The sequence below is a fragment of the Shewanella nanhaiensis genome, from assembly GCF_019457885.1.
Classification (GTDB): Bacteria; Pseudomonadota; Gammaproteobacteria; order Enterobacterales; family Shewanellaceae; genus Shewanella; species Shewanella nanhaiensis.
Genome location: NZ_JAHZST010000025.1, coordinates 1 through 15,097, shown reverse-complemented (window position 1 = coordinate 15,097; position 15,097 = coordinate 1). Strand labels below are relative to the sequence as shown.

At 44.0% G+C, this 15,097-nt stretch carries 11 protein-coding genes; 9 read left to right on the top strand and 2 right to left on the bottom strand.

The window, feature by feature from the left end:
- Window positions 1–749 precede the first annotated feature (749 nt).
- The gene (locus tag K0625_RS22240) at window positions 750–1,298 is read left to right on the top strand and encodes a hypothetical protein (RefSeq protein ID WP_220111646.1); all 549 of its coding nucleotides are present in this window, start codon (window positions 750–752) and stop codon (window positions 1,296–1,298) included.
- A 3-nt stretch (window positions 1,299–1,301) separates the two neighbouring features.
- Here the strand turns inward: K0625_RS22240 and K0625_RS22235 are convergent, their stop codons facing one another.
- Window positions 1,302–1,940 (bottom strand): GIY-YIG nuclease family protein, encoded by a 639-nt coding sequence (locus K0625_RS22235; RefSeq protein ID WP_220111645.1) that lies wholly within the window; start codon window positions 1,938–1,940, stop codon window positions 1,302–1,304.
- Between the two features lie 563 nt (window positions 1,941–2,503).
- Here K0625_RS22235 and K0625_RS22230 point away from each other — a divergent pair.
- Window positions 2,504–3,169: a toast rack family protein gene (locus K0625_RS22230; protein WP_220111644.1), complete on the top strand. Its 666-nt coding sequence runs from the start codon at window positions 2,504–2,506 to the stop codon at window positions 3,167–3,169.
- A gap of 69 nt (window positions 3,170–3,238) precedes the next feature.
- Here the strand turns inward: K0625_RS22230 and K0625_RS22225 are convergent, their stop codons facing one another.
- Entirely contained in the window at window positions 3,239–4,159 is a 921-nt protein-coding gene (locus tag K0625_RS22225; protein ID WP_220111643.1) for a DMT family transporter, read from the bottom strand.
- 343 nt (window positions 4,160–4,502) lie between these two features.
- On the opposite strand from K0625_RS22225, the gene dnaK reads away from it, so the two are divergent.
- From dnaK to carB, 7 genes are all read left to right on the top strand, one after another.
- Window positions 4,503–6,425 carry a molecular chaperone DnaK gene (gene dnaK, locus K0625_RS22220; protein ID WP_012326180.1) on the top strand — a complete coding sequence of 641 codons (1,923 nt, stop codon included), beginning with the start codon at window positions 4,503–4,505 and terminating at the stop codon, window positions 6,423–6,425.
- 113 nt (window positions 6,426–6,538) lie between these two features.
- Window positions 6,539–7,675 (top strand): molecular chaperone DnaJ, encoded by a 1,137-nt coding sequence (gene dnaJ, locus K0625_RS22215; protein ID WP_220111642.1) that lies wholly within the window; start codon window positions 6,539–6,541, stop codon window positions 7,673–7,675.
- 276 nt (window positions 7,676–7,951) lie between these two features.
- Complete coding sequence (locus tag K0625_RS22210; protein ID WP_220111641.1) at window positions 7,952–8,752, top strand: M48 family metallopeptidase; 801 nt, start codon at window positions 7,952–7,954, stop codon at window positions 8,750–8,752.
- 85 nt (window positions 8,753–8,837) lie between these two features.
- Window positions 8,838–9,455, top strand: a complete 618-nt coding sequence (gene bamJ / locus K0625_RS22205; protein ID WP_220111640.1) for a BamJ family beta-barrel-assembly machinery protein — start codon at window positions 8,838–8,840, stop codon at window positions 9,453–9,455.
- Between the two features lie 95 nt (window positions 9,456–9,550).
- Window positions 9,551–10,363: a 4-hydroxy-tetrahydrodipicolinate reductase gene (gene dapB, locus K0625_RS22200; RefSeq protein WP_041417791.1), complete on the top strand. Its 813-nt coding sequence runs from the start codon at window positions 9,551–9,553 to the stop codon at window positions 10,361–10,363.
- A 176-nt stretch (window positions 10,364–10,539) separates the two neighbouring features.
- Window positions 10,540–11,697, top strand: coding sequence for a glutamine-hydrolyzing carbamoyl-phosphate synthase small subunit (gene carA / locus K0625_RS22195; protein WP_220111639.1), 1,158 nt, complete (start codon window positions 10,540–10,542; stop codon window positions 11,695–11,697).
- A 20-nt stretch (window positions 11,698–11,717) separates the two neighbouring features.
- Entirely contained in the window at window positions 11,718–14,936 is a 3,219-nt protein-coding gene (carB, locus tag K0625_RS22190; RefSeq protein ID WP_220111638.1) for a carbamoyl-phosphate synthase large subunit, read from the top strand.
- Window positions 14,937–15,097 lie beyond the last annotated feature (161 nt).

Below are 15,097 nucleotides of genomic sequence, written 5' to 3'. Positions count from 1 at the left end.
CGGTATCCTTACCTCGCGCTCAAAGAGTTTCACAGGGTGAAACTTCGCCCTGAAGTCGAAGCTCGCAGCCGCATCTACACCTGTTCATGAATCTCTTCGATTTTGACTTATCTGGGTAAATCGGTAACACGGAAATGCCCCAAAGTTAGCTAGCCTTCGAATGAAGACTGATTACATTTTCTGGTTTGGTTCATTTGAATTTTTTGGTATTGGGTGAGTAGTTGAAAGTCTGAGCTGCATTGTTACCTATCGCTTCTCAGCGAGGAATGTGCAGTTACTTCTGTGACACGACGCAAGTATATCCCTATAGTCTCGGTCGTGACGTCCATGTCACGGACGGTCACAGCCGTATCTACACCTGTTCATTTGTCTCTTCGATTTAGCTTTACTGGCAGAATTTGGTAAATGTTTTTTGCCCCAAAGTTAGCTAGCCTGCGAATGAGGGCTGATTACATTTTCTGAGTTGGTTCATTTGACTTTTTTGGTATTGGGCTGGGTTGTTGAAGGTTCTACCTACATTGGTTTTCCGCAAGCTATTACTCTTTTCGATTAAAATATGAGTTGCCCGATAAGACAACTTAGCCAACTCATGATATTTTATTGAGCTTGATAGTAAGTAACCACTAACGTTTGTGACACTAAGTGTAACAGTTTAATGAGAGCTATGAATGGCAAGTTCAGCAGCTAATACTTAGCGACTGAAGTAGTGATAAATGTCTATACTTTTGTTACTAGCAAAGGAGGTGGGTATGTTAAAAAGGAATTTAATATCTTTAGTTATTCTGATTTTTTTATCGGTTCTTGCTGGGGGTTGTAACTCCAAGCCTAAATATAAAAAACTACCTGTACCTAATGACGTTTATGACCTAGATGCATGTATGATATATACGTATGACTATGATACATGTACTGAAACTGTTCTCAGAAATGCAAAAATAGAAGCCAAAAAACGTAAAGAGGGTTTATCTGCCTCATATCAATTTTTTTCTAATTACAGAATGCTCGAGCTATTTTACACCACAGCCCCTCAAGTTAACCATAAAGGTGAGTACACTCCTTACGGGAGGTTTGAATTTGTGGATACTAGCTTTGTAGATGAACAAAGTGTATACCTCAGCTTCTCTCATCCATCTTATGCATATGATCTATTATTAGCTGTACCAGCAGAATTCAACTTAAGGCAAGTTAGGAGGAGCGATGCTTTACGCCAATTCATTACTTGTGGTGCACTTCATAAGCCTATAGAAAGCAAAAGCGGGAAACAAATATACTTAGTAACGAGAATAGATTGCGAGTAAAAACTATATCGCTTTATTTAAAATATCATCATGTATGGCAATCACTTTATCAACATACTCGATTGCAAGATCGAGAAAAAATTCTCTGGACTTGTTTATTCGATATGAATCAAGGATTTTATGCAGTGACTGCTCTAATTCAGCATAATTTTTTGTTTCATGCTGCTGAATTAGCCTAAATTTATATGGAACACCTGTAGTGTATAGTTGGTTGATCCTATCCTCAATACTGCCAGTTGTTATGCCTATCTTAATAATTTCATTACCATCCTTGGTAAAAAGATTCGTCCCTAATACATACAGAACTCCTTCACCAGACTCAAGCTTACTAATACTTTCAGGCGAAACAGTTTCTACATGAAGAGGCACATCTAGCTCCTCTCCAATAGATAGTAAACTTAGCTTGACAGGTTTTACTGATTTATCGACATAAACATCGCTTAATGAACGAGATGTTGTATATATCTGCGCCAACAAAGCATGTTCTAAATTCTGATAATGACCTTTATCCACATTGTTTTGATGGGCCTCTGTACCATACAATTGTGGAAACTCAGTCTTAATACGCTCTCTAATTTCTTGCGGTGTTAAACCATCGGGTTCATCTCGAAGTAAAACACGTATAGCCTCAGAAACCTTCATATTCAACCTCTTATTTACTAATAATCGTAAACATTAGCAGCTGATCAGTAAACTTTCCCAGTCCCTCACAATATTTAAAATCAAAACTATACAACTTAACGATAATAGTTATTACTATTAAGCCATGAAGTTACCTATAAACAGCTATTTATTCTCAATTAAAAGGTAAAGTCGAAGAGATAACGTTTTGGTGTAGATGCGGCAGTGAGCTTCGATGACAGGGATGTCATCGTAGAGACTACAGGGATTGTGCTCGTGGCGTCTCACTGAAGTTTCTGCACATTAGGCCTGCTGCAAGCAATAAACACCAATGAAGCTTTGGTACTCAGTAAATAAGCCAAGTACGAAACTAGCCTAATGAAACTAATCAAAAAGATATTTGAAACTTGTTATCCGACAAGTAACCAAACTGTTGGTAAAAACAACCAATAATTAGTGAACTCAACATTTAACTAAATAGTGAATTACTTTATATCATTGTAATAGCAATGACTTACAACTTTGGCCTACCTCTTGCTTTATCTAGTTCATATCAGGATTTTAATTCACAGGATGACCCTATTATGACCATGCTAATAAAGAAAATAACCACAGCCACCCTTAGCAGTTTGATGGTGATCTCTGCTGCATTCTCAACCTTGGCGATAACGCCTGTTCAAGCAGAGGCAGATAGAAGCTTATCTCAGACCTATGGCTATGATGGTCAACAGGTGTTGCTGGATATGGATGTTGGCTCTGCTGAAGTGTTTGCCACCGATGACAAAGAGATTAGGGTTGAGGTGCTTGTGTCTCAATCAGATAGCAGCTGGTTTTCATTCTGGGACAATGTAGATCTTGCAGATGTTGAGCTAGACGTTGATCAGGCATCGAAACGCATTACGCTGAAATTGAACGATCAGGACGATCTGAAGCAGGAGTGGAAAATCTATCTACCTCGTGAGGCTGCGGTTAATCTCAATGTTGGTGTAGGTCAGGTAGAGGTGAATAACATGGAGAGTGATGTGGATATCGACCTAGGTGTTGGTCATGCGCAGATTAAGCATAGCATCATCTATCACTCTGTCTCTCTTGAATCAGGTGTTGGTGAAGTCAGTGTTGAAGATGATGGTCGCGCGCTTGCGATAGAGCGTAACTTTGTTAGACAAGCTTATTATAATGAAGATAATACGGGCTTTGGCGAATTAAGCGTTAATGTTGGTGTTGGTCAAATTGAAGTTGAACACTATTAATATTTAGACTTTTACATGAAAAAGCCCATCTCGATGGGCTTTTTTGTGTCTGCAGTTTAAAGTTCGCAATTAATGAGAGTGGCTGGTACCACTCTTTATCTTTAGTTTGTTGAGCAGTGGCAATAGTTGCTGTAGTGCTAACGCCGATAGGATAAGGCCTAATCCTATGTAGGTGGAGTGAGCAATCTCCTCCTGCAAAATCCAGGCGATAAAGCCGATACTCATGACAGGAGACATAAAGGCCATGGTGCTAATACTGGCAGTGCGATCGGCTTTCTTCAGCGCCACTAACCAGAGTACGAAAGTGACCCCCATTTCGAACAGTCCCACATAGATGCCAGCTGCAACTGCTTTTAGATCCCAGCTTGGTAACTCTTGTGTCAGCAGTAGTGTGCCAAGAATGAAGGGGAAACCCACAAGGAAACTTAATAGCAGGCTGACGACAGGATCGCCCTTGTCTTTGGTGTTGATTATCCAGTAAAGAGACCAGAGCAGGGTACTGGTTAGGGCTAACATGACCCCTGTACCACTCTCAAACGTAAAGCTTGTGAGGTTACCGTTGGTGGCAATAACGAATACACCAAAGTAGGCGATGATGGCGGCGACCATGTCACTTTTACGAAGCCTTTGTGCCAGCATAGGCACAGAAAGAAGAGGTAAAAGTATGGCCCAAGTATAGTTAAGAGACAGTGCCTGCTGGGCGGGGAGAAGATCATAAGCCTTAAAGAGCACTAGATAGTAGAGAAATGGATTAATTAACCCTGTCTGAAGGTAGAAAAAGGGTCTAGCTTTAAGTTGGGTCTTAATCAGGCTGAGCTTTCCTTGAACCACTAGAATGAGTCCAAGAGCGATAATTGATGTGGTGACCGCCACTAACACTAACTGCAGAGGGCTGAAATGTGCCAGTGCCAGTTTAAACGCGGTGGCAACGGTGGACCACAAACAGATTGCACCTACGCCGTAAACGTAAGCCTGATTAGATTGCTTCAATGTTTTTACTCTATTAAAGATACGACTGGGTCGCAGCTCGCGTTTTATCTGCATGAACTACAACTACTCTTAATTGCATGCATTATACATTGCTGGAGTGGGAAGAGTGAGTGACAGATCAAAAAAATGCGGGTTTAGATCTTTTTTGTATCTTTGCCCCTTGTAATCGATATCCGAGGCCCAATATAGGGTGTTAAGGAAAGATATTGAGACATTTTGGACCTTAGCTAGCGCTTTAAGTTAAGCATTCATATTTTAGCTTGAAATTAGTTTAGTCCGTCCCCATATCTCCATCAGATGACAAAATTAGCTTTTATATAGAAAAGATTTCAGGAGCACCACAATGGGTAAAATTATTGGTATCGATTTAGGCACAACTAACTCTTGCGTAGCTGTATTAGACGGCGACAAAGCGCGCGTATTGGAGAATGCCGAAGGCGATCGTACTACCCCTTCAATCATCGCTTACACAGGTGAAGAGACACTAGTAGGTCAACCTGCAAAGCGTCAGGCAGTTACGAACCCAACTAACACTTTCTTCGCAATCAAGCGTCTTATCGGTCGTCGTTTTAAAGATGACGAAGTTCAGCGTGATGTTGACATCATGCCATTCAAGATCATCGGTGCTGATAACGGCGATGCTTGGGTTGAAGCACACGATAAGAAGATGGCTCCACCACAGGTTTCTGCTGAAATCCTTAAAAAGATGAAGAAGACAGCTGAAGACTTCCTAGGTGAAGAAGTTACTGAAGCCGTTATTACTGTTCCTGCATACTTTAACGATTCACAGCGTCAAGCAACTAAAGATGCTGGCCGTATCGCAGGTCTTGAAGTTAAGCGTATCATCAACGAGCCAACAGCGGCTGCACTTGCTTACGGTATCGATAAGAAGCAAGGCGATAATATCGTTGCTGTATACGATTTAGGTGGTGGTACATTCGATATCTCTATCATCGAAATTGACAGTGTTGATGGCGAGCAGACTTTCGAAGTTCTTGCTACTAACGGTGACACTCACTTAGGTGGTGAAGATTTTGATAACCGTTTGATCAAGTACCTAGCTGATGAGTTTGAAAAAGAGCAAGGCATGAACTTGCGTAACGATCCATTAGCGATGCAGCGTCTAAAAGAAGCAGCAGAAAAAGCGAAGATCGAGCTTTCAAGCACAACACAAACTGAAGTGAACCTGCCATACATCACTGCTGATGCATCAGGTCCTAAGCACTTAGTGGTTAAAGTTACTCGTGCTAAGCTTGAGTCTTTGGTTGAAGACCTAGTGACTCGTACACTTGAGCCACTAAAAGTTGCACTAGCTGATGCTGACCTTAGCGTTTCTGACGTTAACGAAGTGATTCTAGTCGGTGGTCAGACTCGTATGCCTAAAGTACGTGCTGAAGTGTCTGCTTTCTTCGGTAAAGAGTTACGTCAAGACGTTAACCCTGATGAAGCGGTTGCAATCGGTGCTGCAGTTCAAGCTGGTGTACTTTCTGGTGATGTGAAAGATGTTCTTCTACTTGACGTTACGCCTCTGTCTCTAGGTATTGAGACTATGGGTAGCGTAATGACTAAGCTTATCGAGAAGAACACCACTATCCCGACTAAAGCTTCACAGACTTTCTCTACAGCTGATGACAACCAAGCTGCGGTAACGATTCACGTACTACAAGGTGAGCGTAAGCAGTCAAGCGGTAACAAGTCTCTAGGTCAATTTAACCTAGAAGGTATTGAGCCTGCTCCACGTGGCATGCCACAGATTGAAGTTGCCTTCGATATCGATGCCGATGGTATCTTGCATGTTTCTGCTACCGACAAGAAAACCGGTAAAGCACAGAACATCACCATTAAAGCCTCTTCTGGTTTAAGTGATGAAGAAGTTGAAGCTATGGTTCGTGATGCTGAAGCTCATGCTGATGAAGATGCTAAGTTCGAAGAACTAGTCACTGCACGTAACCAAGCTGATGGCATGGTTCATGCGACTAAGAAGCAAATTGAAGAAGCTGGTGAAGCACTGCCTGCGGAAGATAAAGAGAAGATTGAAACTGCAATGTCAGCGGTTGAAACTGCTGTTAAAGGTAGTGATAAAGAAGCAATCGAGAAGTCAACTCAAGAGTTGATGGAAGCCTCTTCTAAGCTGATGGAAATTGCTCAAGCGAAAGCACAAGCAGAGCAAGGTCAACAAGCTCCAGAAGGTGAAGCACAAGCTGCTAAGCCAGACGAAGACGTTGTTGACGCTGAGTTTGAAGAAGTAAAAGATGACAAGAAATAATAGAGGCTAACCCCTAGATTATTGAATACGGGCGTTAGGGGAAACTCTAACGCCCGTTGTCACAAGATTAGCTACGAGATCAGCTACAACTTCATCAAAGAAAGCGTGAGATTATGTCAAAGCGAGATTATTACGAAGTACTAAGTGTTGGACGTGATGCCAGCGAACGTGAAATTAAAAAGGCTTACAAACGTTTAGCCATGAAGTTTCACCCGGATCGCAATCCAGGAGATAAAGCTGCTGAAACCAGTTTTAAAGAGGTTAAAGAAGCCTACGAAATCCTGACCGATAGCGATAAAAAAGCCGCCTATGACCAGTTTGGTCATGCCGGTGTCGATCCAAACCGCGGTGGCGGTGGATTCGGTGGCAATGCCGATTTCGGTGATGTATTCGGCGACGTGTTCGGCGATATCTTCGGTGGTGGACGTCGCGGTGGCGGTCAACGTCAAGCAGCACGTGGTAGCGACCTGCGTTATAACCTTGAACTCTCTCTTGAAGAGGCTGTTAAAGGTTTGACTAAAGAGCTACGCATTCCAACTTTGGCTCATTGTGATACTTGTGATGGCAGCGGCGCCAAGAAAGGCACATCGCCTACCACATGTGGTACCTGTCATGGTCAAGGCCAAGTGCAGATGCGTCAGGGGTTCTTTGCGGTTCAACAAGCCTGTCCTACCTGTCATGGTCGCGGTAAGATCATTAAAGATCCATGTAATAAGTGTCATGGTGAAGGCCGTGTTGAGAAGAGTAAGACACTCTCTGTTAAGATCCCTGCTGGGGTTGATAACGGCGATCGTATCCGTCTATCTGGCGAAGGCGAAGCGGGCGAGTTTGGTGCACCTCCAGGTGATCTTTATGTGCAGGTTAGTGTGCGTGAGCATGCTATCTTTGTTCGTGATGGTAATAACCTCTACTGCGAAGTGCCAATCTCATTTGGTAAAGCAGCCCTAGGTGGTGAGATAGAGGTTCCTACTTTAGACGGTAAGGTTAATCTTAAGATCCCTGCTGAGACGCAAACGGGCCGTATGTTCCGTATGCGCGGTAAAGGCGTTAAGTCTGTTCGCAGTCATGCGGTTGGCGATCTACTTTGTAAAGTTGTGATGGAGACGCCTGTTAAACTTAACGAGCGTCAAAAAGAGCTACTTCGCGAATTTGATGAAACCTTAGCGGGTTCATCGTCTAAGAAACACAGCCCTAAAGCTGAAGGTTTCTTCGATGGTGTGAAGAAGTTTTTTCAAGACTTAAATAGCTAACTTTAATTCATAAAGCGAAATTAAAGTTGATAAAGCCCCGTTTGCTAACGCATACGGGGCTTTTTTGCACATGGATGTGCTTATCCCTGATCGCAGGAACAGCGATGGAGGAGATTTGCGTAGGGATATCTGGATGTTTATAGAGGGAGGAACTTCTCTTAAACTTAAACGCATGACACCTGTAAGGCTCTTTGCTCCAGTAGCACAAAAGTTAATAAAAGTTTGATAGAATCTTGCCTAGAACCTAGACGTATTTACATAAAGGATTATCGCCCGATGAAATTGCTACCTGTGTTACTTCTTTCGACTTTAGCGCTAACAGGCTGTGTCACTACTGAATCTCCGACGGGACGAAATCAGATTTTACTCTTCTCCTCTCAAGAGATAGATCAGATGGGGGCGAGCTCATTTGAGCAGATAAAGAAACAGGAGAAGGTGAGTCAAGACCCTAAACTAAATGCTTATGTGGATTGTGTGGCGAACAGGATAACTAGCGTGCTGCCTAAATCTAACCTTCCATGGGATGTGGTGGTGTTTGAATCAGATCAGGTGAATGCTTTTGCGTTGCCTGGTGGCCATATCGGTGTCTATACCGGTTTGTTAAAGGTGGCTGAAAATGAAGACCAGCTAGCGACGGTGATTGGACATGAAGTCGCCCATGTATTGGCTAACCATAGCAATGAGCAGGTTTCTCGTGCCAAGTTGACAGGTACGGGAATGCAGTTGGCCGATGTCGCATTGGGTGCTGGCGGCGTGAGTAATAAAGATCTCTATATGGCGGCTCTTGGTTTAGGGACTCAAGTAGGCTTTATTCTTCCCTATGGACGCGAGCAGGAGAGTGAAGCGGATGTGATGGGGGTTGAGTTGATGGCAAGAGCGGGGTTCGATCCGAGTCAGAGTATGGTGTTGTGGCAAAATATGGCAAAACAAGGTGGCGAGCAGGGTCCAGAGCTGCTTTCCACTCATCCATCCCACGGTCATAGAATCGATGAGTTGACTCAAATGCAGTCTCAAGTCATGCCACTTTATCAGGCAAGTAAAGGTCAAGTGCAAAATCGCTGTCAAAAGACGAAATAAATATTAAGGTTATCAAGATCACTCTTTTTAACTATGGTAGACTGTCGCGCGAAAATTAATTTGAATCATTGAGAGTAGAATCATTATGTCTGACAAGTTTACTACTATTGAAGCGCAAGCAAGTTATGGCGTTGGTCGCCAGCTTGGTGAGCAGCTAGCTGCTAACTCTTTCGAAGGTATCGATATTTCAGCTGTACAGCTAGGTCTATCTGATGCGTTTGACGGTAAAGAGAGTCAAGTTGCTATGCAAGATCTTCAGGTTGCATTTACTGAGATCAGCCAGCGCATTCAAAAGGTACAGGAAGCTGCCGCTGAAGCTGCTTCAGCTGAAGGTGAAACATTCCTTGCTGATAACGCTAAGCGTGATGGCGTTCAGACATTAGAGTCTGGCTTACAGTATGAGATCATCACCGAAGGTACTGGTGGTAAGCCAAGCCTAGATGCGACTGTTCGTACTCACTACCACGGTACTTTCATCAGTGGTGATGTTTTCGATAGCTCTGTTGTTCGTGATCAGCCTGCTGAATTCCCAGTATCGGGTGTTATTGCTGGTTGGACTGAAGCACTTCAGCTAATGCCAGTTGGTTCTAAGTGGAAGCTATATGTCCCACATCACCTAGCTTACGGCGAGCGTGGAGCAGGCGCTTCAATCCCGCCATACTCGGCACTCGTATTTGAAGTCGAGTTACTCGATATTCTGTAATATTAAGAGCCTAAGCTAATGCTTAGGCTTTTTTTTGTGGAAATATTAGTGCTAAGACTTTGTGCATTGAGAAAGGTTATCTGAGGAAGTTTATGATGAGTGAAAAAGTAAGAGTCGCAATTACTGGTGGCAGTGGCCGCATGGGCAGAACTCTTATTGAAGCCGCAAGGCAGCAACCTATGATCTATTTAGGTGCCGTTATTGAGCGAGCTGGCTCCACCTTAATTGGTGTTGATGCTGGGGAACTTGCTGGTGTCGGTTCGATGAATGTACCTATTACTGACTCACTAGATCTTGCAGTTGATGATTTCGATGTTCTAATTGACTTTACCTCTCCAGAGGCGAGCTTGGTGCATACAGATTGGTGTGCCAAACATGGTAAAGCGATCGTTATCGGAACCACAGGTTTTAATCACTCTCAAAAAGAACAGATCTCAGCGTATGCTGAAAAGACACCTGTGGTGATGGCACCTAATATGGCGGTCGGCGTTAATCTACTGTGGAAACTGCTTGAGGTTGCAGCAGAGGTGATGGGAGATTACACCGACATCGAGATTATCGAAGGTCATCATAGATATAAGAAAGACGCCCCATCGGGCACAGCACTTAAGATGGGAGAGGTGATTGCCGAAACTTTAGGCCGTGACCTTGATAAGTGCGCAGTTTATGGTCGTGAGGGGATAACCGGTGAGCGTGATCGTCAAACCATAGGTTTCTCAACCATACGTGCTGGTGACATAGTGGGTGAGCACACCGCCCTGTTCGCCGATATTGGTGAGCGAATTGAGATCACCCATAAAGCTTCAAGCAGGATGACCTTTGCCAATGGAGCAATGAGAGCTGCTTCCTGGCTGGTTGAGCAAGATGCGGGTCTTTATGATATGCAGCAAGTCTTAGGGCTTAAGTAGTTATTTTAAAAAATCGTCTATTTGGCGATTTTTTTTCATATTAAAAAAATTAAATCTATAGACCAAGACTGCTAATTCATATATGCTTGTCCGAATTTGTCAAAATTTCGTATTTGAACGGATATTGGTATTTTAAAAGCAAGAAAAAACATTATATTTTAGTGGCTTGGCTCTTTTTGGAGGTCGCGTTGACAAAGTCTGCCTTACTCGTACTCGAAGATGGAACTGTATTCTCTGGCACAGCTATTGGTGCCGATGGACATGCTGTTGGTGAAGTTGTTTTTAACACTTCAATGACAGGTTACCAAGAGATCCTTACTGATCCCTCATATTCTCGCCAAATTGTAACTTTAACCTACCCTCATATTGGTAATACCGGAACCAATGATGAAGACACAGAATCTGATTCAGTTCATGCCTGTGGTCTAATCATTCGAGATCTTCCTTTAATTGCCAGTAACTTCCGTAATCAACAATCCCTCAGTGACTACCTAAAAGCCAATAACATTGTTGGTATTGCTGATATTGATACGCGTAAGTTAACCCGTATTCTACGAGAAAAAGGCGCACAAGCTGGGTGTATCCTAGTTGGTGAGCAAGACGTGGAGAAAGCGCTCGCAGAAGCAAAAGCTTTCCCTGGTCTAAAAGGCATGGATTTAGCTAAAGAGGTCACTACTGATACTCAATATCAGTGGCGTAACGGAAGCTGGCGCTTAGTCGGTGGTTTACCTGATGATTCGCCTGAGTCTGATCTTAAATATAAAGTTGTTGCTTATGACTATGGTGTAAAACGTAACATCCTGCGTATGTTAGTTGACCGTGGTTGCGATGTGACTGTCGTTCCAGCTCAAACACCTGCATCTGAAGTACTCGCGATGAATCCTGATGGGATCTTCCTGTCAAATGGTCCTGGTGATCCGGAGCCATGTGATTACGCTATTGCAGCAATTCAAGAGATTCTGAAAACAGATATCCCAGTATTTGGGATCTGTTTAGGCCACCAGTTACTGGCTTTGGCTTCAGGTGCTAAGACCTTGAAGATGAAGTTTGGCCATCACGGTGCAAACCATCCTGTGAGTAATATCGAGCAAGGTAATGTGATGATCACCAGTCAAAACCATGGTTTTGCTGCTGATGAATCTAGCTTACCCGCTAACATCAAGGTGACACATAAGTCACTGTTTGATGGCTCTCTGCAAGGTATTCATTTAACAGATAAACCTGCATTTAGCTTCCAGGGTCACCCTGAAGCGAGTCCAGGTCCAAATGATGCCGCACCTCTGTTCAATCACTTTATTGAACTTATCGAATTGTATCGTCAGAACGCCAAGTAGTCAGGGAGAAGGTTTAAGCAATGCCAAAACGTACAGATATAAAAAGTATTCTTATCCTAGGTGCTGGTCCGATTGTTATCGGTCAGGCATGTGAGTTCGATTACTCTGGTGCACAAGCGTGTAAAGCGCTACGCGAAGAGGGTTATCGAGTTATCCTGGTGAACTCTAACCCTGCAACCATTATGACTGATCCTGAGATGGCCGATGCGACTTATATCGAGCCGATCCATTGGGAAGTTGTTCGTAACATTATTGCAAAAGAGCGCCCAGATGCGATTTTGCCGACCATGGGTGGTCAAACTGCACTGAACTGTGCCCTTGAGCTAGAGAGCAAAGGTGTACTGGAAGAGTTCAACGTAGAGATGATTGGTGCGACAGCTGACGCTATTGATAAGGCTGAAGATCGTAGTCGTTTCGATCAAGCTATGAAAGCGATTGGTCTTGAATGTCCTCGTGCTGGTATCGCCCATAGTATGGATGAAGCGAATGCTGTTGTGGCTGAGCTTGGATTTCCATGTATTATCCGCCCATCATTTACCATGGGCGGTAGTGGCGGTGGTATCGCGTATAACAAGGAGGAGTTCGAGGAGATCTGTTCTCAAGGCCTTGAACTTTCACCAACCAGTGAGTTACTCATCGATGAGTCGCTAATCGGTTGGAAAGAGTACGAGATGGAAGTGGTACGTGATCGCAATGATAACTGCATCATCGTCTGCTCAATTGAAAACTTTGACCCTATGGGCGTGCACACTGGTGACTCTATCACTGTAGCACCAGCACAAACGCTGACAGATAAAGAGTACCAGTTGATGCGTAATGCATCGCTTGCAGTGCTTCGTGAGATTGGTGTTGAAACGGGTGGCTCGAACGTCCAGTTTGGTATTAATCCAAAAGATGGCCGTATGGTTATCATCGAGATGAACCCACGTGTATCACGTTCATCGGCACTAGCTTCTAAAGCAACGGGTTTCCCGATTGCAAAAATCGCCGCAAAATTGGCGGTAGGCTTTACCTTAGATGAGCTTAAAAATGATATTACTGGTGGTAATACACCTGCATCATTTGAGCCTGCTATCGATTACGTAGTGACTAAGCTTCCACGCTTTAACTTTGAGAAGTTTGCTGGTTCAAATGACCGTCTAACGACTCAGATGAAGTCGGTAGGTGAAGTGATGGCCATTGGTCGCACTTTCCAAGAGTCTCTGCAAAAAGCCCTTCGCGGTCTTGAAGTTGGCATGAATGGTTTAGACCCGATTATCGATATCGATGAAGCGGATTCGATGGCGCGTATTCGCCATGAACTGCAGGAGCCTGGTGCTGATCGTATCTGGTACATTGCCGATGCATTCCGTGCTGGTTTATCTATCGATGATATCTTCGGCTTAACCAAGATTGACCCTTGGTTCCTAGTTCAAATCCAAGATCTGTTGCAGCTTGAAGATCAAGTGAAAGAGTCTGGTATGTCAGGAATGAATAACACATTCCTACGACAGCTAAAGCGCAAAGGTTTCTCTGACATTCGCTTATCTAACCTACTTGGGATCAGTGAGTCAGAGATGCGTAAAATGCGTCAAAGACATGAGATCTTCCCAGTTTATAAGCGAGTTGATACCTGTGCTGCAGAGTTCTCGACAGATACCGCTTACATGTACTCTACCTACGAGGAGGAGTGTGAAGCTGCTCCGTCAAATCGTGACAAGATCATGATTTTAGGTGGCGGTCCTAACCGTATTGGTCAAGGTATCGAGTTTGATTACTGTTGTGTTCACGCAGCTTTAGCACTACGTGAAGATGGTTACGAGACCATTATGGTTAACTGTAACCCTGAGACTGTATCGACGGATTACGATACCTCCGACAGACTCTATTTTGAGCCAGTAACCCTTGAAGATGTGCTTGAGATAGTGCGTATCGAAAAGCCAAAAGGTGTGATTGTTCAATATGGTGGTCAGACGCCTCTTAAACTAGCTCGTGAGCTTGAAGCCGCAGGTGTACCGATTATTGGTACCAGCCCTGATGCCATTGACCGCGCCGAAGACCGTGAACGTTTCCAGCAAGCGATTGAGCGTCTTGGTATGAAGCAGCCAGAAAATGATACGGTTACAACCGTTGAAGGTGCTGTGCTTTCTGCTGAGCGTATCGGTTATCCTTTGGTTGTTCGCCCATCTTATGTATTGGGTGGCCGTGCAATGGAGATTGTTTATGATGAGCCGGACTTACGCCGTTACTTCAATGAAGCGGTCAGTGTTTCTAACTCATCGCCTGTACTTCTCGACCGCTTCCTAGATAACGCGATTGAGATCGATATCGATGCAGTATGTGATGGAGAAACAGTGGTTGTTGGCTCTATCATGGAGCATATTGAGCAAGCCGGTGTTCACTCTGGTGACTCAGGTTGTTCACTGCCGCCATATAGCTTAAGTGATGATATTCAAAACCGTATGCGCGAGCAGGTCGGTAAGCTTGCGATGGAGCTGGGTGTTATTGGTTTGATGAACGTCCAGTTTGCCGTGAAGGATGATGAGATCTATATGATTGAAGTCAACCCTCGTGCTGCGCGTACTGTGCCGTTTGTATCAAAAGCGACGGGTGTTCCTTTAGCTAAAATTGCCGCACGTGTGATGGCTGGCCAAAGCCTTAAGTCGCAGAACTTCACTCAGGAAGTTATCCCGCCTTACTACTCTGTAAAAGAGGTGGTGCTGCCATTTAACAAGTTCCCTGGTGTTGATCCTCTGCTAGGTCCTGAGATGCGCTCTACGGGTGAAGTTATGGGGGTTGGCGAGACATTTGCTGAAGCCTATGCAAAAGCTCAGCTTGGCGCGACTTGTGAAGTGCCTAAGTCTGGCCGTGCACTGCTTTCAGTACGTAACAGTGATAAAGCGCGTGTTGTCGACTTAGCCGCTAAACTTATTGAGTTAGGTTATGAGATTGATGCGACTCACGGAACAGCGGTTGTGCTTGGCGAAGCGGGCATCAACCCTCGCTTGGTAAACAAGGTTCATGAAGGTCGTCCTCATATTCTTGACCGTATTAAGAATGATGAGTATACCTATATCGTCAATACAACCGAAGGACGTCAGGCGATTGAAGATTCACGTCAACTTCGTCGTGGTGCATTGCGTTATAAAGTGAACTACACGACTACCTTAAATGCAGCTTTTGCTACCTGTATGGCTCACGCAGCAGATGACAGAACCAATGTGAACTCTGTCCAAGAGCTACACAGATTAATTAAGTAGTTTTTACTTTCTTTGTAAAAAGGCCGCATATGCGGCCTTTTTTGTTTTCAGCCCTAAACCACCTACTTCAGTAGGTGGTTATCATCAATTAGGCTTTGCCTGAATATCTACTCATGTTAATTGAACTCTAACTTTTAGCGAAGTCATAGAGGATAAAAAAC

What these genes read in the sequence shown, in the direction of transcription:
- carB (WP_220111638.1), top strand. Translation starts at nt 11,718, where the DNA reads ATGCCAAAACGTACAGATATAAAAAGTATTCTTATCCTAGGTGCTGGT.
- K0625_RS22230 (WP_220111644.1), top strand. Translation starts at nt 2,504, where the DNA reads ATGACCATGCTAATAAAGAAAATAACCACAGCCACCCTTAGCAGTTTG.
- K0625_RS22235 (WP_220111645.1), bottom strand. Translation starts at nt 1,940, where the DNA reads ATGAAGGTTTCTGAGGCTATACGTGTTTTACTTCGAGATGAACCCGAT.
- bamJ (WP_220111640.1), top strand. Translation starts at nt 8,838, where the DNA reads ATGTCTGACAAGTTTACTACTATTGAAGCGCAAGCAAGTTATGGCGTT.
- K0625_RS22210 (WP_220111641.1), top strand. Translation starts at nt 7,952, where the DNA reads ATGAAATTGCTACCTGTGTTACTTCTTTCGACTTTAGCGCTAACAGGC.
- dnaJ (WP_220111642.1), top strand. Translation starts at nt 6,539, where the DNA reads ATGTCAAAGCGAGATTATTACGAAGTACTAAGTGTTGGACGTGATGCC.
- dapB (WP_041417791.1), top strand. Translation starts at nt 9,551, where the DNA reads ATGAGTGAAAAAGTAAGAGTCGCAATTACTGGTGGCAGTGGCCGCATG.
- K0625_RS22240 (WP_220111646.1), top strand. Translation starts at nt 750, where the DNA reads ATGTTAAAAAGGAATTTAATATCTTTAGTTATTCTGATTTTTTTATCG.
- dnaK (WP_012326180.1), top strand. Translation starts at nt 4,503, where the DNA reads ATGGGTAAAATTATTGGTATCGATTTAGGCACAACTAACTCTTGCGTA.